This window comes from Variovorax sp. GW821-FHT09B01, from assembly GCF_059418345.1.
This window is the reverse complement of the sequence record NZ_JBWKPQ010000016.1, coordinates 115,570-135,397: the sequence shown is the minus strand read 5'-3', so window position 1 is coordinate 135,397 and position 19,828 is coordinate 115,570. Positions and strand designations below refer to the sequence as shown.

Here is a 19,828-nt window from a genome sequence, read left to right as displayed (position 1 = left end):
CGAAGAGGGAGATCCGCCATGGCGTCGAATGCGCTCCACGATCTTGACCTGTGCGCTGCGCACGAGGCGGCGAACGAGCCGCTCGACGAGGCGCAGCGCCAGTGGGCGCTGCAGGCCTGGCTGGCCGCGAACTACCGGCGCCTGCACCAGCGCCTGGTGCGCCAGCTGCGGTGCCCCGACCTCGCCAGCGAGTGCCTGCACGACGCCTGGCTGCGCCTGGGCGAGACCCCGGTCGCGTCGGTGCAGAACCCCGAGGCCTATGTCTACCGCGTCGCCTGCAACGTGGCGATGGACCGCATGCGCGGCAACCGCGCGTGGCAGTACGCCGCCGACACCGAGCTCGAGGCGCTGGTCGACCACGCGCCGGGCCCCTGCGCGATCGCCGAGGCGCGCAGCGCGCTGCATGCGGTGGACCGCGCGATGCGGCGGCTGCCGCAGCGCCACCGCGCCGTGTTCATGGCATTGCGCGTCGACGAGATGACCCGCGAGGAGGTGGCGCGCCGCAGCGATCTGTCGCTGCGGCGGCTCGACACCGTGCTGCGCCAGGCACTGGCGTGCTGCGCCGAGGAAGCCGGAATGGCGATGCTCGGTTGACGGCGTGAGGCCGTGACTTTTTCGAGATTCGTTGACTAGGGTTTCTACTTAGATGTGAAGTTGTCCTGATCGTTATCCTTCGTGGCGTTCCATTAATAAATCGTTGTTTCGTTAGTGAAACAAACAACGATCCACCCGGACCCACGAATCCATGCCCCTCACTCGCCGCCACGCCCTTGCCGCCGCCGTCTGCGCGGCCGCCGCCAGCGCCACCGGGTCCGCCTGGGCCGATGCCTATCCGGCCAAGCCGATCACGCTGGTGGTCGCCTACCCGGCCGGCGGCGACACCGACGCGCTCGCGCGGCTGTTCGCCGAGAAGCTCGCCACGCGCGTCGGCCAGCCGGTGCTGGTCGACAACCGGCCGGGCGCCAGCGGCATCATCGGCAGCGCCTTCGTGTCGAAGGCCGCGCCCGACGGCTACACGCTGCTGCTCGCGCCCAGCACCTTCTCGATCGCGCAGCTGGTGCTCAAGACCGGCGGCACCTCGGGCTACGACGTGCTCGCGGGCTTCACGCCGATCGTGCAGACCGGCAGCCAGCCGCTGTTCCTGGTGGCCGGCGCCGGCAGCGGCTTCGCGAGCCTGAAGGACGCGGTGGCCGCGGCCAGGCCCGGCAAACCGCTCGGCTACGCGAGCCCGGGCAGCGGCTCGCCGATGCACATCCTCGGCGAGATGTTCGCGCGCGCCTCGGGCGCCAGCCTCGCGCACGTGCCCTACAAGGGCGTGGCGCCGGCGGTCAACGACGTGCTCGGCGGCCACGTGCCCGTCACCTTCATCACGCTGGGCCCGGTGGCGCCGTACTTCGCCAACGGCAAGCTGCGCGCGCTGGCCGTGGCCTCGGCCCAGCGCACGCCGCTCGCGCCCAACGTGCCCACGCTGGCCGAGCAGGGCTACAAGGACGTCGAGGTGACGGCCTGGAACGGCCTCTGGGGCCCGCGCAACCTGCCGCCGGAGATCGTGAAGACGCTCAACGGCCACTTCAACGAGATCCTCCGCATGCCCGAGATCGTCTCGCGCATGGCCGTGCTCGGCACCACGCCCGTGGGCGGCGAGGCCGAGGTGCTCGGCAAGACCAATGCCGCCGACTACGCGCGCTTCGGCAAGGTCATCAAGGAGCTCGGCATCCAGGCCGACTGAACCCGCCATGACCGAACTCAAGACCACCGCCGATCCCGCCAGCCTGCAGGCGCTGCTGGCCGAACTGCCGGCCAACCTGCTGGCCGGCCGCCGCGTGCTCGTCACCGGCGGCGCGCGCGGCCTCGGCCTCGCGTTCGCGCAATGCATCGCCGCGGCCGGTGCCGGCGTGGTGCTGGCCGACATCCTCGGCGAGCAGGCCGAAAGCGAAGCCAAGGCGCTGCGCGACGCCGGCCGCCAGGCGCATGCGCTGGCCATCGATCTCGCGGACCCCGCCTCGATCGAGGCCGGCGCCGCCGAGGCGATCCGGCTGCTCGGCGGGCTCGACGGCCTGGTCAACAACGCCGCCATCACCAACTCGGGCGGCCGCGACGCGCACCAGCTCGAGATCGACATGTGGGACCGCGTGATGGCCGTCAACGTGCGCGGCAGCTGGCTCATGGGCCGCGCCTGCCGCGCGGCGCTGGCCGACAGCGGCCGCGGCGCCGTCGTCAACCTCGCCTCCGACACCGCGCTGTGGGGCGCGCCCAACCTGCTGGCCTATGCCTCGAGCAAGGGCGCGGTGATCTCCATGACGCGCTCGCTGGCGCGCGAATGGGGCGGCGACGGCATCACCGTCAACGCCGTGGCGCCCGGCCTCACGCTGGTCGAGGCCACAGAGTACGTGCCGATGGCGCGCCACCAGAAATACCTCGAGGGCCGCGCCATCCCGCGCGAACAGCAGGCGGCCGACGTCTGCGGCGCCACCGTGTTCCTGCTCTCCGGCCTCGCGCGCTTCGTGACCGGCCAGTTGCTGGCCGTGAACGGCGGCTTCGCGATGCACTGAATCCCTTCCTCTTCGACCCAGGAGTCCCACACCATGAGCGATCTGTCCGAACAGCAAAAGATCAACGATGCCGGCAGCAACAGCCTGGCGCAGCCCGCAGGCAGCAGCCTCGCCGAGTGGATGGACAGCCGCATCGCGCGCTATTCGACCCGCAAGTACGACTGGGACGCGCTGAAGTTCCAGGCCGATTTCGATCCCAAGTTCCGCCGCGCCCAGATGCGCTACGTGGGCACGGGCGGCACCGGCGTCGCCAAGGACGTCAACACCGTGCCGGCCGAGCACTTCACCTTCTCGACCATGGTGATCCCGGCCGGCCACGAAGGCCCGCCGCACCTGCACACCGACGTGGAGGAAGTGTTCTTCCTGATCCGCGGCAAGCTCAAGGTGGTGATCGAGAAGGACGGCGAGCGCTTCGAGACCATCATGACCGACCGCGACCTGATCTCGGTGCCGCCCGGCGTCTACCGCGAGGAGATCAACATCGGCGACGAGGACGCGCTGATGTGCGTGATGCTCGGCGCCAAGAAGCCGGTGACGCCGACCTATCCGGCCGACCACCCGCTGGCCAGGATCAAGCGTTGAGCGCGACGGCCATGCAGACCCTCGATACCCAGGCCTCGATGCCGCCCGCTGCCGAGCTGGCGCGGCTCGGTGCGCGCTTCGCGGCCCGCGAGGTCGCGGTCGCGGGCGGTGCCGTGGTGTCGGTGCGCGAGCGTGGGCAGGGCCCGGCGATCGTCTGCCTGCATGGCATCGGCTCGGGCGCGGCCTCGTGGCTCGAGGTCGCCGAACTGCTCGCGCCCGAGGCGCGCCTGATCGCCTGGGATGCCCCGGGCTACGGCGCATCGACGCCGCTCGAGGCCGATGCACCGACTGCCGCCGACTACGCGGCGCGCCTGGGCGCCTTGCTCGATGCGCTGCGCATCGAGTCCTGCGTGCTGCTCGGCCATTCGCTCGGCGCGATCGTCGCCGCCGCGGCCGCGCGCCGCGATGCGCGCATCCGCCGGCTGCTGCTGGTCAGCCCCGCGATCGGCTACGGCGCCGCGCAGCGCGCGCAGGCGCGCGCCAAGGTCCGCGCCGAGCGGCTCGCCACGCTCGACCAGCTCGGCATCGCCGGCATGGCCGCGCAGCGCGCGGGCCGGCTGGTGTCCGACCAGGCCGGCGAGCCCGCGCGCCAATGGGTGCGCTGGAACATGGCGCGCCTGAACGACCGCGGCTACCGCCAGGCCGTCGAGCTGCTGTGCAACGCCGACCTGCTGGCCGAGCTGCCACCGCCGATGCCGGTGCGCGTGGCCTGCGGCGCGCTCGATGCGGTCACGCCGCCGGCGGCCTGCGAGGAAGTGGCGCGGCGCTGCGGCGTGGCGCTCGAATTGGTGGACGATGCGGGCCACGCCGGCTACGTGGAGCAACCGCGGGCCGTCGCCGCGCTGCTGCGCGAATCGCTCGCGCACTGAGCGCCATCACCCCCTATCCAACGAAGGAAATCAAGAGACATGGCCACCAACGACAACGACGCGATGGACGAAGGCGCGGACCGCTACAACGTGCCCGCGCTCGAGCGCGGACTGCGCGTGCTGTGCGAGTTCAGCCGCGAGAGCCGCACGCTCTCGGCGCCCGAGCTGGCGCGCCGCTTCGACCTGCCGCGCTCGACCGTCTTCCGCCTGCTCACCACGCTCGAGAACATGGGCTTTCTCGAGCGCGCCGAGGGCGGGCGCGACTACCGCCTGGGCCTGGCCGTGCTGCGCCTGGGCTTCGAATACCTGGCCTCGCTCGAGCTCACGCAGCTCGGCACGCCGCTGCTCAATCGCCTCTGCGAGGAGCTGCGCACGCCCTGCAACCTGGTGGTGCGCGACGGCCGCTCGATCGTCTACGTCGCCAAGGTCGCGCCGCCCACGCCCTTCGCGAGTTCGGTCACCGTGGGCACGCGGCTGCCGGCCCATGCCACGGTGCTGGGCCGCATCCTGCTGGAAGACCTGACCCTGCCGCAGCTGCGCGCCCTCTATCCCGAGGACAAGCTCGAGACCTTCTCGCCGAGCACGCCGAAGACCGTCAACGAGCTGTTCGACATGGTGCAGGCCGACCGCCAGCGCGGCTACGTGCTCGGCGAAGGCTTCTTCGAGTCGAACATCTCGACCATCGCCGCGCCGGTGCGCGACCACGGCGGCCACATCGTGGCGGCGCTGGGCGCCACCATCACCTCGGGCCACATCGACGAGAACCGCATGGACGAGATGGTGCAGCGCGTGCGCGGCACGGCCGACGAGATCTCGGGCCTGCTCAACTACTCGCCCGCGCGCGCCGCCAAGGTGGTGCCGCTGCGCAGCGCCTGAGACCCATGGCTGCTTCTTCTTCCTCCTCCTCGTTCTTCTTCGCCGCCGATGCGCTGGCCGGCCGCGTGGCCGTGGTCACGGGCGGTTCGTCGGGCATCGGCCTGGCCACGGTCGAGCTGCTGCTGGCCTGCGGCGCCGCGGTCGCGCTGTGCGGCCGCAATACCGAGCGGCTCGATGGCGCCGTGGCCGGCCTGCGCGCGCGCTTTCCCGAGGCGCGGCTGTTCGCGCAGCCCTGCGACGTGCTCGATGCCGCCGCGGTGCGCGCCTTCGCGGCCGCCAGCGAGGCCGCGCTCGGCCCGGCCTCGATGCTGGTCAACAACGCGGGGCAGGGCCGGGTCTCGACCTTCGCCGACACCGACGACGAGGCATGGACGCAGGAGCTGCACCTGAAGTTCTTCTCGGTGATCCATCCCACGCGCGCCTTCCTGCCGCAGCTCGCGGCGCAGCGCGCCGTGCTCGGCGACGCCGCCATCGTCTGCGCCAACTCGCTGCTGGCGCGCCAGCCCGAGCCGCACATGGTCGCGACCTCCGCCGCGCGCGCGGGCCTGCTGAACCTGGTGCGCTCGATGGCGACCGAGTTCGCGCCGCAGGGCGTGCGCGTCAACGGCATCCTGATCGGCCTGGTCGAGTCGGGCCAGTGGCGCCGCCGCTTCGAGGCGCGCGAAGACAAGTCGCTGGACTGGGCCGCCTGGAGCGGCCAGCTCGCGAAGACCAAACACATCCCGCTGGGTCGCCTGGGGCTTCCGACCGAAGCCGCGCGCGCGATCCTGTTCCTTGCTTCCCCCCTCGCTTCCTACACGACGGGCAGCCATATCGACATCTCCGGAGGCCACTCGCGCCATGCATAACCCCCAGAACAACAACAGCCCCGTGACCGTCGGCGCGGTCGTCGCCGCCTTCCTCGAGCAGTGCGGCGTCAAGGCCGCCTTCGGCGTGATCTCGATCCACAACATGCCGATCCTCGATGCCTTCGCGCAGCGCGGCACGATCCGCTTCGTCTCGGCGCGCGGCGAGGCCGGCGCGGGCAACATGGCCGATGCCTATGCACGCTCCACCGCGAGCCTGGGCGTGTGCATCACCAGCACCGGCCCGGCCGCGGGCAACATCGCGGGCAGCCTGGTCGAGGCGCTGACCGCCGGCGCGCCGCTCTTGCACATCACCGGGCAGATCGAGACGCCCTACCTCGACAAGGGCATGTCGTACATCCACGAGGCGCCCGACCAGCTCACCATGCTCAAGGCGGTGTCGAAGGCGGCCCTGCGCGTGCGCAGCGTCGAGACCGTGCTCGGCACGCTCAAGCGCGCGGTGCAGCTCGCGCTGACCGCGCCCACCGGCCCGGTCAGCGTGGAGATCCCGATCGACATCCAGTCGGCGCTGACCACCATGCCGGCCGACCTGTCGCCGCTGCCCATCGAGCGGCCCGTGCCCTCGGTGGCAGGGCTCGACGCGCTGGCCGCGCGGCTCGCCGCCGCGAAGCGTCCGCTGCTGTGGATCGGCGGCGGCGCGCGCCATGCCCGCGCCGCGATCCAGCGGCTGCAGAAGCTGGGCTTCGGCGTGGTCACGACCACGCAGGGCCGTGGCACCGTGCCCGAGGACGATGCCGGCTCGCTCGGCGCCTACAACATCCAGAAGCCGGTCGAGGCCTTCTACCAGAGCTGCGATGCGCTGCTGGTCGTCGGCTCGCGGCTGCGCGGCAACGAGACGCTCAAGTACGAACTCAAGCTGCCGCGCCCGCTCTACCGCATCGATGCCGACGCCGCCGCCGAAGGCCGCTGCTATGCCTCCGAGGCCTTCGTCTGCGGCGACTCGGCGCTCGCGCTCGAGGGCCTGGCCGATCGCCTCGAGGCGGCGGGCTACCGCGCCGATCCGCAACTGCTGGTCGACCTGCGCGCCGCGCACGAGCAGGCGGTGGCGACGCTGCGCGACGGCCTCGGGCCCTACGCCGAACTCGTGCGCCGCCTGCAGTCGGCGGCCGGCCGCCAGTTCAACTGGGTGCGCGACGTGACGGTCTCCAACAGCACCTGGGGCAACCGCGAGCTGCGCATCTTCGAACCGAGCGCCGGCGTGCATGCCACGGGCGGTGGCATCGGGCAGGGCATGCCGATGGCGATCGGCGCGGCCATCGGTGCCGCGGTCACCGGTTCGGGCCGCAAGACCTTCTGCCTGGCCGGCGACGGCGGCTTCATCCTCAACCTCGGCGAGCTGGCCTGCATGGTGCAGGAGAAGGCGCCGATGGCCATCGTGCTGATGAACGACCAGAGCTACGGCGTGATCAAGAACATCCAGGACGCGCAGTACGGCGGCCGCCAGTGCTATGCCGAGCTGCACACGCCCGACTACGAACTGCTGTGCCGGTCGATCGCGCTGCCGCATGCGCGCGTGAAGGACCTGGCCGAGCTGCCGGCGCGCCTGGACGAGGCGCTGTCCACGGACGGCCCCTTCCTGCTCGAGATCGACATGCTGTCGATCGGCGGCTTCAAGACCAGCTTCGCGGGCCCGCCGACCAACACGGTCACGCAGATTCCCGCGCTTGGCACGGCCAAGTGACAGTAGAAGTGACAGCGAGCGAGACCCGATCCATGACCGCCCCCACGCGCATCGCCCTGGTCGGCTGCGGCGCCATCGGCACCGCGGTGCTCGAACTGCTGCGCGACGACCCGGCCCTGAAGGTGACGACCGTCGTCGTGCCTGCCGACGGCGCCGAAGCCGCGCGCCAGGCCGCGCCCGGTGCGCAGGTGCTCGCCGCGGTGCCGGCCGAAGGCATCGACCTCGTGGTCGAGACCGCGGGCCATGCGGCCATCGAGCAGCACGTGCTGCCGGCGCTGGAACGCGGCACGCCCTGCGTGGTCGCCTCGGTGGGCGCGCTGTCGGCGGCAGGCTTCGCCGAACGGCTCGAGGCCGCGGCGGTCGCGGGCCGCACCCAGGTGCAGCTGATTCCGGGTGCCATCGGCGCGATCGATGCGCTGGCCGCGGCCCGCATCGGCGGCCTGGCCAGCGTGCGCTACACCGGCCGCAAGCCGCCGAAGGCCTGGAAGGGCACGCCGGCCGAGCAGGGCCGCGACCTCGATGCGCTGGCGCAGGCCACCGTCATCTTCGAGGGCAGCGCGCGCGAGGCGGCCTTGCTCTATCCGAAGAATGCCAACGTCGCGGCCACCGTTTCGCTCGCGGGGCTGGGGCTCGACCGCACGCAGGTGCGGCTGATCGCCGACCCGGCCACGGCCGAGAACGTGCACACCGTCGAAGCCGAGGGCGCCTTTGGCAGCTTCGAGCTGACCATGCGCAACAAGCCGCTCGCGGCCAATCCCAAGACCTCCGCGTTGACCGTCTACAGCGCCGTGCGTGCGCTGCGCAACCGCGTCGCGGCGCTCGCCATCTGAGCCACCCCATGATTTCTTCCGAACTTCTTCCGATCTGCATCGCCGGCGAATGGCGCCTGGGCGGCGGCGACGTCTACGAGAGCCTGTACCCGGCCACCGGCGAGCCGATCGCGCGCCTGCGCGCCGCGAGCCTGGCCGACGTCGAGGAGGCCATCGCGGGCGCCGACCGGGCCTTCCGCACCAGCGGCTGGGCCCAGCGCCTGCCGCACGAGCGCGCCACCGTGCTGCACCGCGTGGCGCAGCTGATCCGCGACGAGGCCGAGTCGCTGGCGCAGAAGCAGCGCCTCGACAACGGCAAGCCGATCAACGAGACGCGCAACCTCGTGGCGAGCGCCGCGGGCACCTTCCAGTTCTTCGCGGCCGCGCTCGAGACGCTCGAGGAAAGCATCACCCCGTCGCGCGGCGCCTTCGTCACGATGAGCGTGCACGAGCCCATGGGCGTGGTCGCGGCGATCACGCCGTGGAACTCGCCGATCGCGAGCGAGGCGCAGAAGCTCGCGCCCGCGCTGGCGGCCGGCAACGCGGTGGTGGTGAAGCCCGCCGAGGTCACGCCGCTGATGGCGCTCGAACTGGCGCGCATCTGCGAACAGGCCGGCGTGCCCAAGGGCATCGTCAGCGTGCTGCCGGGCCGGGGCTCGGTGATCGGCGATGCGATCACCCAGCATCCGCTGGTCAAGCGCGTGTCCTTCACCGGCGGCACCACCACCGGCAAGCACATCGCGCACATCGCGGCCGACAAGATGATGCCGGTGTCGCTCGAGCTCGGCGGCAAGTCGCCGACCATGGTGCTCGAGGACGCGGACCTCGACCATGCGGTCAACGGCGTGCTCTACGGCATCTTCAGCTCGTCGGGCGAATCGTGCATCGCGGGCTCGCGGCTGTTCGTGGCGCGCGGCATCTACGACGAGTTCCTCACGCGGCTGGCCGAAGGCGCGAACGCGCTGCGCGTGGGCGACCCGGCCTCGGAGCGCACGCAGATGGGCCCGCTGATCACGGCGAAGCACCGCGAGGGCATCGAGCGCTACGTCGAGCTCGGCGTGTCCGAGGGCGGCCGCATCCGCACCGGCGGCGTGCGCCCGCAGGGCGCCGGCTGCGACAGCGGCTACTTCTACCGGCCGACCATCATCGAAGGCCTGGACAACGGCGCGCGCACCAGCCAGGAGGAGATCTTCGGCCCGGTGCTGGTCGCGATGCCCTTCGACGACGAAGCCTCGCTGATCGCGCAGGCCAACGACAGCGTCTATGCGCTGGCCGCGGGCGTCTGGAGCCGCGACTTCAAGCGCGCCTGGAAGCTGGGCCGCGCGGTGCAGGCCGGCACGGTCTGGGTCAACACCTACAAGCAGTTCTCGGTCTCCACGCCCTTCGGCGGCTGGCGCGACAGCGGCCTGGGCCGCGAGAAGGGCCGCGAAGGCATCTTCCAGTACATGGAGCAGAAGAGCATGTACTGGGGCACCAACGAACAACCGCTCGCGTGGGCGAACTGAACTGAGGGCCACACCATGAGCGTTCTAGGCATCGACCAGATCACCTACGGGGCGGACGACCTGCCCACCTGCCGCCGCTTCTTCGAGGACTGGGGCCTCGCGCTGAAGTCCGAGGCGCCCGGCGAACTCGTCTTCGAGTGCCTCAACGGCTGCCGGGTCGTCGTTGCGGCGTTGGACGACGCGAACCTGCCGCCCGCGATGGAGGAGGGCCCGACCCTGCGCGAAGTGGTGTGGGGCGTGGAGAGCGAGGCCGACCTCGAGCGCTACGCCACCGCCATCGCGAACGATCCGGCCTTCTTCGACGCCAGCATCGACGGCGCGCGCCGCATCGGCTGCATCGATCCCAACGGCCTGGCCGTGCGCCTGCAGGTCAGCCGCAAGCATGCCGTCGAGGTCGACTGCGGCGCGATGAACACCTGGAACGCCAAGCCGCGCCTCAACCAGTCCGCGCCGATCTACGAGCGCGCCACGCCGATCGAGGTCGGCCATGTGGTGTTCTTCGTGAATGACGTGAAGGCCACGAGCGCCTTCTATGCCGAGCGTTTCGGCTTCGTCGGCTCCGACAGCTATCCCAACCGCGGCGCCTTCATGCGCTGCGCGCCCGAGGGCGGCCACCACGACCTGTTCCTGCTGCAAATCCCCTCGGGCAAGCGCGGGCTCAACCACGTGGCCTTCACGGTGCGCGACATCCACGAGGTGTTCGGCGGCGGGCTGCACTTCTCGCGTCAGGGCTGGGACACGCAGCTCGGCCCGGGCCGGCATCCGGTCTCCTCGGCCTACTTCTGGTACTTCAAGAACCCGGCCGGCGGCCTGATCGAGTACTACGCCGACGAGGACCAGCTCACGGCCGAGTGGCAGCCGCGCGAGTTCGAGCCGGGCCCGACGGTGTTCGCCGAATGGGCGGTCGATGGCGGCCTCGACGGCCACACGCGGCGCCAGAAGAACGCGGAGGGGCCGAAGGGCGCCTTTCTCACCGAGAAGAAATGACGGTTCCGATCACCATGCAACGACGCTTCTGTTTCTCTCTCCTGTTCGCGGCACTGGCCGCCGTCGCCTTGCCCGCGAGCGCGCAAAGCGATGTGCACAAGCAGCTCGCGGCCGAGCGCTTCACCATCGTCTCGCCGTTCCCGCCGGGCGGGCCGGTCGATACGCTGGCGCGCATGCTGTCCGACGGCCTCGCCAAGCGCTATGGACAAGCGGCCGTGGTCGACAACCAGGTCGGCGCGGCCGGCAACATCGGCATGGAGAAGGTCAAGCGCGCCAAGGGCGACGGCCACACGCTGCTGGTGATCCCGGCCGGCAACGTCACGATCAATCCCACGCTGATGCCGAACTTCCCGTTCGACATGCAGAAGGACTTCGTGCCGATCACCATGCTGGCCAAGGCGCCCAACGTGCTGGTGGCATCGCCGGCCTCGGGCATCAAGAGCGTGAAGGAGCTGGTGGCGCAGGCCAAGGCCAAGCCGGCCACGCTGTCGTATGCCTCGCCCGGCGTGGGCAGCGGGCTGCACCTGGCGGGCGAGCTGTTCAAGCAGCAGGCCGGCATCGACCTGCTGCACGTGCCCTACAAGGGCACGCCGCCCGCGCTCAACGACGTGCTCGGCGGCTCGGTGCCGCTGATGTTCAGCAACCTGCCCGCGACCCTGCCGTTCATCGGCAACGGCAAGCTGGTCGCCCTCGGCGTGACCGAGGCCGTGCGCAGCCCCGCCGCGCCCGACATCCCCACCTTGGCGGAGCAGGGCATCCAGGGCGTGGCCGTGACCTCCTGGTACGGCCTGATGGCGCCGCGCGGCACGCCGGCGGCGGTGGTCGACCAGCTCGCGAAGGACGCGGCCGAGATGCTGGCCCAGCCCGAGGTGCGCGAGCGCCTGAAGGCGCAGGGCATGACCGGTGCAGCGATGAAGCCGGCCGAGTTCGCCACTCACATCCGCGACGAGACGGCCGTCTGGGCCCGGATAGTCAAGGCGCGAAACATCGTGGCCGAATGAGCCGCGAACAAGAAGGAAGAGACACACACCCATGAACACCAGCGAATCCACCCTCGGCATCGTCGGCGCCGGCATCGGCGGCCTGGCCGCCGCCATCGCGCTGCGCCGCGCCGGCCACGACGTGGTCGTGTTCGAGCAGGCGAAGCAGTTCGCGCGCGTCGGCGCCGACATCAACCTCACGCCCAACGCGGTGCGCGCGCTCGACGGCCTCGGCGTCGGCGAGGCGGCCCGCGTGACCGCCGCGCGGCCCTCGCACCGCATCAGCCGCACCTACGACAGCGGCGCGGAGACCTCGCGCCTCGAGATGGCCGAATCGGCCGAGGCACGCTACGGCGCGCCGCAGCTCACGATCCACCGCGCCGACCTGCTGGCCGCGCTGGCCCAGATGTTCCCGGCCGAGCGCGTGGCACTGGCTAGGCGCGCCGAGCGCATCGCGGCCGACGAGGGCGGCGTGACGATCTCCTTCACCGACGGCAGCGAGGCCCGCGTGGGCGCGCTGATCGGCGCCGACGGCATCCACTCCTGCGTGCGCAACGCGATGTTCGGCGCCGAGAGCCCGCGCTTCACCGGCATCGTGGCCTACCGCGCCGTGGTGCCCGCCGAACGCGTGGCCGGCCTGCCGAACCTCGGCGCCTTCACCAAGTGGTGGGGGCCGAATCCGCAGAGCCAGATCGTCACCTTCCCGCTCAACCGCGGCAAGGACATCTTCATCTTCGCGACCACGCCGCAGGACAGCTGGCAGCTCGAGTCCTGGACCGCGCCGGGCGACGTGGACGAGCTGCGCGCGCAGTACACGGCCTACCACCCCGAGGCGCGCGCGCTGCTCGACGCCTGCGACACGGTGCTCAAGACCGCGCTCTACGAACGCGACCCGATGCCCGCCTGGACGCAGGGTCGCATGGCGCTGATCGGCGATGCCGCGCATCCGATGCTGCCGTTCATGGCGCAGGGCGCGGGCATGGCGATCGAGGACGCGGTGGTGCTCGCGCGCCATCTCGAGGGCGTGGCGATGGACGGCATCGCCGCCGCGCTGGCCGACTTCGAGACCGCCCGCATCGAGCGCGCGAGCCAGGTGCAGCTCGGCTCGCGCGGCAACAACTGGCTGCGCGAGGGCGGCAACGCCGACTGGGTCTACGGCTACGACGCCTGGACCGCGCCGCTGGCCACGCCCGCGCAGGCCGCGATGGCCGCGACCGTTTGAAGAATTCCACCTCACCCACGGAGGACCCCATGCCACAAGACCGCTACCTGCAACCGCACCAGGCGCGCCAGCGCCCGGCCACCACCTACGAAGACCTGCTGGGCGACGTGATCGAGCGCGCCTTCGCCGACGGGATCCACGACCTGCCGGGCCTGGTGCAGCGGCTCAACGACAGCGGCCTGGCCACGCCCGGCGGCCTGGCCTGGACCGAGGCGCTGTACCGCAAGGAAATGGCCACGCTGGCCGGCTGAGGAGACACCCATGAGCATCGCCATCCAACCCGTTCCCGCCGACCCGGTCGACCACCTGCTCGAGATCGGCCTCAAGGACCTCTGGTATCCGATCTGCCCCTCGCACTTCATCAAGGAGAACCCCGTCTCGCTGCGCCGCCTGGGCCGCAAGCTCGCGCTGTGGCGCGACGGCGAGGGCGTGCTGCATGCGCTCGAGGACCGCTGCCCGCACCGCGGCGCGCCGCTGTCGCAGGGCGTGGTGCTCGGCGACCGGCTCTCGTGCCCCTACCACGGCGTGGAAGTGCGGCACGATGGCGTGGTCACGCGCGTGCCCGGCAGCCCGGGCTGCAAGCTCGAGGGCTCGAAGGCCACGCGCCACTTCCACGTGCAGGAGCGCGCGGGTGCGGTGTTCCTCTACAACGCGAAGGAGCCGGTCGACGTGCCGCCGCCGCTGGTGCTGCCCGAGCAGCTGACCGACGACGCCGAGTATTCGAGCTTCCTCTGCTACACCGAGTGGAAGGGCGACTACCGCTACGTGCTCGACAACGTGATGGACCCGATGCACGGCACCTACCTGCACAAGCAGTCGCATTCGATGGCCGAGGGCGACTCGAGCGCCAAGTTCGGCATCCGGCCGACCGACATCGGCTTCGTGTTCGAGAAGGAAGGCCAGCGCAACGTCAACTTCGACTGGACCGAGTGGGCCGACACCGGCATCCACTGGATGCGGCTGGAGATCCCGTACCCGAAGACCGGCGGCCCGGGCGGCAACTTCATCATCGTCGGCGCCTTCTCGCCGATCGTGAAGGGCATGACCGCCACCTTCTTCTGGCGCGTGCGCAAGCTGGCGCCGGGCTGGCAGCGCGACACCTGGCGCTTCCTCTACCGCAACCGCCTCGAGGCGCGGCACTGGCACGTGCTCGAGCAGGACCGCGTGATGCTCGAGGAGATGGAGGCCGACGCCAACCAGCACGAGAACCTCTACCAGCACGACCTGGGCATCGTGCGGCTGCGCCGCCACATGCGCAACCTGGCGGTGGCGCAGCTCGCTGAAGCGGCCGAGCCCGCCGCGGCGGTCGCGGCCTGAGCGGGGAAGCGATCGCCATGTCTTCCCCCACGCTGAACGCCCTCGTGCACACGATGCGCTACGAGGCCGACGGCATCGTGAGCGTCGAGTTCCGGCCGGCCACGCCCGCGGTGGACTTTCCCGCCTTCGAGGCCGGCTCGCACATCGACCTGCACCTGCCCAACGGCCTGGTGCGCAGCTACTCGCTGTGCAACCCGGCCAGCGACCGCCAGCGCTACGTGGTGGGCGTGCTCAACGACCGCAAGAGCCGCGGCGGCTCGCGCTACGTGCACCAGCAGCTGCGTGTGGGCATGACCCTGCCGATCTCGGCGCCGCGCAACAACTTCGCGCTCGAGGAGGATGCTCGGCGCTCGGTGCTGGTGGCTGGCGGCATCGGCGTCACGCCCATCTGGTGCATGCTGCAGCGGCTCGCGTCGCTCGGGCGGCCGGTCGAGCTGGTCTATTGCGCGCGCAGCCGCAAGGAAGCGGCCTTCGTCGACGCCATCGAGGCGCTGGCGCGCGACAAGTCCATTGAACTGAGCTGGCACTTCGACGACGAGCAGGGCGCGCCGCCCGATCTCGCCAAGTTGCTGGCCGGGCGCGGCGACGACAGCCACTACTACTGCTGCGGACCCACGCCGATGCTCGATGCCTTCGAGCGCAGCTGCGAGCAGCTGGGCTATGCCAACGTGCACATCGAGCGTTTCGCCGCCGTGCACGTGGAGGCACCGGCCGCCACGCAGGGCTGCGTGGTGGCCTGCGCGAAGAGCCAGCGCGAGATCGAGGTGCCCGCGGGCAAGTCGATCCTCGACAGCCTGATCGATGCCGGCCTCGACCCCGACCACAGCTGCAAGGAAGGCGTCTGCGGTGCCTGCGAGACGGCCGTGCTCGAAGGCGAGATCGACCACCACGACGGCATCCTCACCAAGGCCGAACGCGCGGCCAACAAGACCATGATGATCTGCGTGTCGCGCTGCAAGGGCGCGCGCCTGGTACTGGACATCTGATCCCCCGAAGGCCTCCGGCCGAAAGAAGAACCACCCGAGACATTCCATGAAAAAGTACTTGCTCACGCTGGTTTCGATCAGCGCGGCTGGCGGAGCGCTGGCCCAATCCTCCCTCACGATCTTCGGCGTGGTCGACGCCGCCGTCACCTACACGCGCGGCAACGGGCCCGGCGCGGGCAGCAAGACGCAGCTCACGAACAGCGGCAACATGTTCAGCCGGCTCGGATTCCGCGGCACCGAGGACCTCGGCGGCGGGTTGTCGGCGAGCTTCTGGCTCGAGATGGGGCTGCAGAACGACAGCGCGCTGGGCTTCCCCTCGAACTCGAACAACCAGGCCAGCGGCAACGGCACGCCCGGCGTGCTGAGCTTCAACCGCCGCGCCACCGTGAGCTTCGCGGGACCGTTCGGCGAGATCCGCCTGGGCCGCGACTACGTGCCGGCGTTCTGGAACACCGCGATCTACGACCCCTTCGGCACCGGCGGCGGCATCGGCGCCAACCAGCTCTACTTCTCGGGGCTGGGCGGCCTCACGGCGCCGACCGGCACGCGTGCCTCCAACAGCGTGGGCTACCTGCTGCCGGGCGGCCTCGGCGGCTTCTACGGCCAGGTGATGTACGCGATGGGCGAGAACGAGTCGACCTCGGTGCTGCCGGGCACGCTGGTGTCGAACAAGCGCGACGGCAACCACGCGGGCCTGCGCGTGGGCTATGCCGACGGCGGCTTCAACATCGCGCTGGCGACCGGCAAGACGCGCTACGCGAGCGGCGACCTGCGCGTGACCAATCTCGGCGCCTCCTACACCTTCGGCCCGTCGCTGATGAATTTCAAGCTCACGGGCGAGCTCTACAGCGAGTCGAAGGGCTCCACCGATGCCAAGGGCGCGCTGATCGGCTTCCACCTGCCGATCGGGCCCGGCGAGATCAAGGGCTCGTACGCGCGCTACCGGCTCGAGCCCTTCGGCGCGCTGCGCAATCCCACCTCGTCGAAGCTCGCGCTGGGCTACGTGCACAACCTGTCGAAGCGCACCGCGCTCTACGCGACCGTGGCGCGCATCAGCAACAGCAACGGCGCGGCCGCGGCCCTCACGGGCGCGATCACGGCGCCGAACCGGTCCTCGAGCGGCACCGAGTTCGGCATGCGCCACATGTTCTGAGGGCCGCATCGCGCGCCCGGAAAGTCCCATGCGAAGCCAGAGCAAGAACCTCCGCTGGTACGGCGTGATCACGCTGTTCCTGATCGTCGCGATCTCCTATGTGGACCGCATCAACATCGCGGTGCTGATCACCGACGCCGACTTCCTGCGCCACGTGGGCATCGCGCCGGACGACCGGGTGCGCCAGGGCTTCCTCGCGACGGCCTTCATGCTGGGCTACGGCATCTCGGCCTTCGTGCTCACGCCGTTCTGCTCGGCGCTGTTCGGCGTGCGGCGCAGCCTGATCTTCGGACTGGTGCTCTGGGGCGTGGTGACCTGGGCCTCGCCGCTGTTCCACAGCTACGGGCTGCTGCTGGCCTCGCGCGTGCTGCTGGGCGTGTCGGAAGGGCCGCTGTTCTCGCTGGCCTCGTCGTACATCAAGGCGCATTTCCGCGGCGACGAGAACGGCAAGCCCAACGCGATCGTCAACATGGGCACCGGGCTCGGACTGGCGCTGGGCTTTCCGCTCGTGGGCTGGCTGCTCGCGCAGTACGCCTGGGACAGCTCGTTCCACGTGCTGGGCGTGCTCAACATCGTGCTGGGCATTCCACTGGTGCTGGCCTTCGTGCGCATGCCGGCGGGGCAGGGCGATGCGATAGCTCCGAAGTCTTTCGGCGACGCGATGGCGCGCGTGGGCGGCATCGTGAAGGGCGCGCTGCAGACGCGCCACCTGTTCCTGATCACGCTGCTGACCTCGGCCGCGCTGGCCTACCTCTGGGGCAGCAGCAACTGGCTGCCGACCTACCTGCGCGAGGCGCGCGGCTTCTCGCTGCGCGAGATGGGCTGGCTGGCCTCGCTGCCGCAGTACGCGACCGTGCTCGCGGTGTTCGTGGGCGGCGTGCTGGTCGACCGGCTGGGCCGCGCGCGCGTGCCCTTCATCTTCATGGGCGCCAGCGCGGGCGTGGCGCTGTCGGTGCTGATGGCGATCAGCGCGCACGATCCCTACCTGGCGGCCTGCTGCCTGGTGGCGGCGAACTTCTTCTGGGGCCTGCAGAGCCCGGCGATCCCGAGCACGGTGCAGCACTGCGCGCGGCCCGAGCACACGGCCAGCGCCTTCGGCGTGACCAACGGCGTGGGCAGCCTGGTGGCGGGCTTCATGCCGGTGCTGATGGGAGGGGTGATCGGCGCGCTCTCGTCGGCCGGCGCGGCGGGCCATGGCGCCGGCGGTGGATCGGCGGCGGGCTTCTTCGCGGGCTTCGCGCTGCTGATCGGCACCCAGGTGGTGGTGTTCGGCTGCGGGCTGGCGCTGTGGCGGCGCGACCGCGCGCCGGAGGCGGCCGGCCGCGCGGAGGCCGTGCCCCGGGTGTCCTAGTTCATCAGGGCGCGACGCTCGCGCCCTCGATGCCGTGGCGCTGCAGCGCCTCGGCCACGAAGCCGCTGGACTTCATCTCTTCCACGAAGGCCGCGAGCAGCGCCTGGGCCTCGGCGCCGCGGCTGGCCGGCGTGCCCATGGCCTGCTGGATCACCATGAAGCGGCCCGGCAGCAAGCGCACGCCCGAGGAGCGCTGCGCCTCGGTCTCGAGCAACTGGCGGATGCCGGCGGCCACGTCGACCTGGCCCGCGCGCAGCGCCGAGAGCACGGCCTGCGCGCCCTGCACGCGCACCAGTTCGGCCTGGTGGATCTCGCGCGTGAGGAACAGGTCGTAGGCGCTGCCCGCGCCGACCGCGATGCGGTGGCCGGGGGTGTCGACCTCGGCGTTGTCCTGCAGCTCGGAGCCGTCGCGCACCAGGTAGCTGCCCTCGATCAGCACGTAGGGCGCGGTGAAGCGCAGGCCCTCGCTGCGCGCCGGGTCGATCGCGAAGAAGCCGATGTCGGCGCGCTCGGCCCGGACCGCGTCGACCGAGGCCGCGGCCTTGTCGAACACCACCAGCTCGACGCCCAGGCCGAGGCGGCGCGCGAACTCGTGGGCCAGGTCGATCGACACGCCGACCGGCTGGTAGCTGACCGGGTGCTTGTTGGCGAGGATCGGGTTGCCGAGGTTGATCGAGGCGCGCAGCGTGCCGCTGGGCGCGAAGGCGGTGACGAGGGCGGGGGAGATCTGGGTCATGGCAGTCCGTCGGAGGGAGGCGCGCGAGCGGCCGGCGCGGCCCTGGAGTTTACGGGCGCGGCGCCGGGCCCGCCGGTCGCCCGCCGTCCGGCGCGCCCGGGCGGCCGAAATTCCTACTTGGGCTGAAGGTTCTCGCTCACCGGATATTCAGCCCTATCGCGTAGGCTCGCTGCATCCGAAAAAAAATACCGAGGCTGTCGCCCATCGTGCCGATCTCCACCTTTCTCGTCGAAGACAACCCCCTCATCCGCCACAACCTCATCGCCGCCATGGAGGACGAAGCCGACATCCTGCTGGTGGGCACGGCCGCCACCGAGGCCGAGGCCATCGAGCGGCTCGACGCCTGCGATCCGCCCTGGGAACTGCTGGTGGTCGACCTGTTCCTCGAGGAAGGCTCGGGCCTCGGGATCGTCAAGCGCTACCGCGAGCGCCGCGCCGGCCAGCGCGTGGTGGTGCTGACCAACTACGGCACCGACGACATCGCGGGCTGGGCGCGCGAGCTCGGCGCCGACGCGGTGTTCGACAAGTCGGCCGGGCTCGACGACTTCTTCTCCTTCTGCGCCGGACTCGGGGCCGAGGCCCCGGGCGCGCGCTGATGGCGGCGCCCGGACCGGCCGCCTCCGCCGCGCTGCAGCCGCTGCGCGAGGCCACGCGCGAACTGCACCATGCGCTCGACAGCCGGCTGCGCATCGGCGGCGAGGACGCCACGCTGGCCGACTATGCCGAGCACCTGCGCGCGCTGCGGCCCTGGCTGGGGGCCGTGCGGAGCGCGCTGGCGGCCTCGGGCGTCGCGGCGCTCGAGGCCGTGTCGCGGCAGCTCGCGCTGCGCCTCGAGGCGCTCGAACTCGATCTGCGCGATCTGCGCGATCTGCGCGATGCGCCGGCGGCCAGGCCGGCCACGCCGCCCGCCCTGCCTGACAGCGCGGCGCTCGCCGCGCAGGCCACCGACCCCGGCTTCGCCTGGGGCCTGGCCTACGTGGTCGAGGGCTCGCGCCTGGGCGGCAGCGTCATGCACCGCCGCCTGGCGCCGCGGCTCGCGCCGCATCCGATGCGCTACTTCGCGCCCGTCGGCGCCGAGGACGGCACGCCCGCGCACTGGCGCCATTTCGTCGCCCAGCTCGGCGAGGCGCTGCGCGACACGGCCGCCATGCAGTCCGCGCAGCGCGGCGCGGTGGCGGGCTTCGAGGCGCTGATGCCGTGCTTCGGCCTCGCGCGTGAGGGCGGAACCGCGCCGTCCCCAAGCCGCGCCGCCAGCCTGCATGCCGGGTAGGAATCGGCCGACGAAGCGGCCCCCGGGGCCGCTGGCATGATCGATCCGACCCCGATTCATTCCCCCTCCAACCCCGTGCCGGCCGA

At 71.2% G+C, this 19,828-nt stretch carries 21 protein-coding genes; 20 read left to right on the top strand and 1 reads right to left on the bottom strand.

Annotation, left to right across the window (positions count from 1 at the left end; translation table 11 throughout):
- The first annotated feature begins 18 nt into the window (after positions 1-18).
- From AC07RV_RS32315 to AC07RV_RS32230, 18 genes are all read left to right on the top strand, one after another.
- Positions 19-594: an RNA polymerase sigma factor gene (locus AC07RV_RS32315; RefSeq protein ID WP_296785062.1), complete on the top strand. Its 576-nt coding sequence runs from the start codon at positions 19-21 to the stop codon at positions 592-594.
- 151 nt (positions 595-745) lie between these two features.
- On the top strand, positions 746-1,729 hold the full coding sequence (locus tag AC07RV_RS32310) for a Bug family tripartite tricarboxylate transporter substrate binding protein (RefSeq protein WP_296785064.1): 984 nt from the start codon (positions 746-748) through the stop codon (positions 1,727-1,729).
- 7 nt (positions 1,730-1,736) lie between these two features.
- On the top strand, positions 1,737-2,552 hold the full coding sequence (locus tag AC07RV_RS32305) for an SDR family oxidoreductase (protein ID WP_296785066.1): 816 nt from the start codon (positions 1,737-1,739) through the stop codon (positions 2,550-2,552).
- 33 nt (positions 2,553-2,585) lie between these two features.
- Positions 2,586-3,134 (top strand): cupin domain-containing protein, encoded by a 549-nt coding sequence (locus AC07RV_RS32300; protein WP_296785067.1) that lies wholly within the window; start codon positions 2,586-2,588, stop codon positions 3,132-3,134.
- A gap of 11 nt (positions 3,135-3,145) precedes the next feature.
- Positions 3,146-4,003, top strand: a complete 858-nt coding sequence (locus AC07RV_RS32295; protein WP_296785069.1) for an alpha/beta fold hydrolase — start codon at positions 3,146-3,148, stop codon at positions 4,001-4,003.
- Positions 4,004-4,042: 39 nt separating this feature from the next.
- The gene (locus AC07RV_RS32290) at positions 4,043-4,879 is read left to right on the top strand and encodes an IclR family transcriptional regulator (RefSeq protein ID WP_093344539.1); all 837 of its coding nucleotides are present in this window, start codon (positions 4,043-4,045) and stop codon (positions 4,877-4,879) included.
- A gap of 5 nt (positions 4,880-4,884) precedes the next feature.
- Complete coding sequence (locus AC07RV_RS32285; RefSeq protein ID WP_296785071.1) at positions 4,885-5,727, top strand: SDR family oxidoreductase; 843 nt, start codon at positions 4,885-4,887, stop codon at positions 5,725-5,727.
- Positions 5,720-7,426, top strand: coding sequence for a thiamine pyrophosphate-binding protein (locus AC07RV_RS32280; protein ID WP_208511932.1), 1,707 nt, complete (start codon positions 5,720-5,722; stop codon positions 7,424-7,426). Before AC07RV_RS32285 ends, AC07RV_RS32280 begins: the two co-directional genes overlap by 8 nt.
- A 32-nt stretch (positions 7,427-7,458) precedes the next feature.
- Complete coding sequence (locus tag AC07RV_RS32275) at positions 7,459-8,256, top strand: aspartate dehydrogenase (protein WP_296785074.1); 798 nt, start codon at positions 7,459-7,461, stop codon at positions 8,254-8,256.
- Between the two features lie 8 nt (positions 8,257-8,264).
- The gene (locus AC07RV_RS32270; RefSeq protein ID WP_296785076.1) at positions 8,265-9,740 is read left to right on the top strand and encodes an aldehyde dehydrogenase; all 1,476 of its coding nucleotides are present in this window, start codon (positions 8,265-8,267) and stop codon (positions 9,738-9,740) included.
- Positions 9,741-9,755: 15 nt separating this feature from the next.
- Positions 9,756-10,727: a VOC family protein gene (locus tag AC07RV_RS32265; protein ID WP_296785078.1), complete on the top strand. Its 972-nt coding sequence runs from the start codon at positions 9,756-9,758 to the stop codon at positions 10,725-10,727.
- A gap of 14 nt (positions 10,728-10,741) precedes the next feature.
- A complete protein-coding gene (locus AC07RV_RS32260; RefSeq protein WP_444814283.1) occupies positions 10,742-11,728 on the top strand; it encodes a Bug family tripartite tricarboxylate transporter substrate binding protein in 987 nt (328 codons plus the stop codon).
- A 31-nt stretch (positions 11,729-11,759) separates the two neighbouring features.
- A complete protein-coding gene (locus AC07RV_RS32255) occupies positions 11,760-12,929 on the top strand; it encodes an FAD-dependent monooxygenase (RefSeq protein ID WP_296785080.1) in 1,170 nt (389 codons plus the stop codon).
- 29 nt (positions 12,930-12,958) lie between these two features.
- Entirely contained in the window at positions 12,959-13,180 is a 222-nt protein-coding gene (locus AC07RV_RS32250; protein ID WP_057595700.1) for a recombinase-like helix-turn-helix domain-containing protein, read from the top strand.
- Positions 13,181-13,190: 10 nt separating this feature from the next.
- A complete protein-coding gene (locus tag AC07RV_RS32245; RefSeq protein WP_296785082.1) occupies positions 13,191-14,246 on the top strand; it encodes a Rieske 2Fe-2S domain-containing protein in 1,056 nt (351 codons plus the stop codon).
- Between the two features lie 17 nt (positions 14,247-14,263).
- Positions 14,264-15,232, top strand: coding sequence for a PDR/VanB family oxidoreductase (locus AC07RV_RS32240; RefSeq protein WP_296785083.1), 969 nt, complete (start codon positions 14,264-14,266; stop codon positions 15,230-15,232).
- A 46-nt stretch (positions 15,233-15,278) separates the two neighbouring features.
- A complete protein-coding gene (locus AC07RV_RS32235; RefSeq protein WP_296785084.1) occupies positions 15,279-16,385 on the top strand; it encodes a porin in 1,107 nt (368 codons plus the stop codon).
- A gap of 28 nt (positions 16,386-16,413) precedes the next feature.
- A complete protein-coding gene (locus tag AC07RV_RS32230; RefSeq protein ID WP_296785086.1) occupies positions 16,414-17,736 on the top strand; it encodes an MFS transporter in 1,323 nt (440 codons plus the stop codon).
- 4 nt (positions 17,737-17,740) lie between these two features.
- Here AC07RV_RS32230 and AC07RV_RS32225 read toward each other — a convergent pair whose 3' ends face one another.
- Entirely contained in the window at positions 17,741-18,472 is a 732-nt protein-coding gene (locus AC07RV_RS32225; RefSeq protein ID WP_296785089.1) for an ABC transporter substrate-binding protein, read from the bottom strand.
- A gap of 206 nt (positions 18,473-18,678) precedes the next feature.
- Between AC07RV_RS32225 and AC07RV_RS32220 the strand changes: the two genes are divergently transcribed.
- Both AC07RV_RS32220 and AC07RV_RS32215 read left to right on the top strand, forming a co-directional pair.
- Positions 18,679-19,068 (top strand): response regulator, encoded by a 390-nt coding sequence (locus tag AC07RV_RS32220; RefSeq protein ID WP_093344508.1) that lies wholly within the window; start codon positions 18,679-18,681, stop codon positions 19,066-19,068.
- On the top strand, positions 19,068-19,742 hold the full coding sequence (locus AC07RV_RS32215; RefSeq protein WP_296785090.1) for a biliverdin-producing heme oxygenase: 675 nt from the start codon (positions 19,068-19,070) through the stop codon (positions 19,740-19,742). The genes AC07RV_RS32220 and AC07RV_RS32215 overlap by 1 nt, the downstream gene beginning before the upstream one ends.
- The last annotated feature ends 86 nt before the right edge of the window (positions 19,743-19,828 follow it).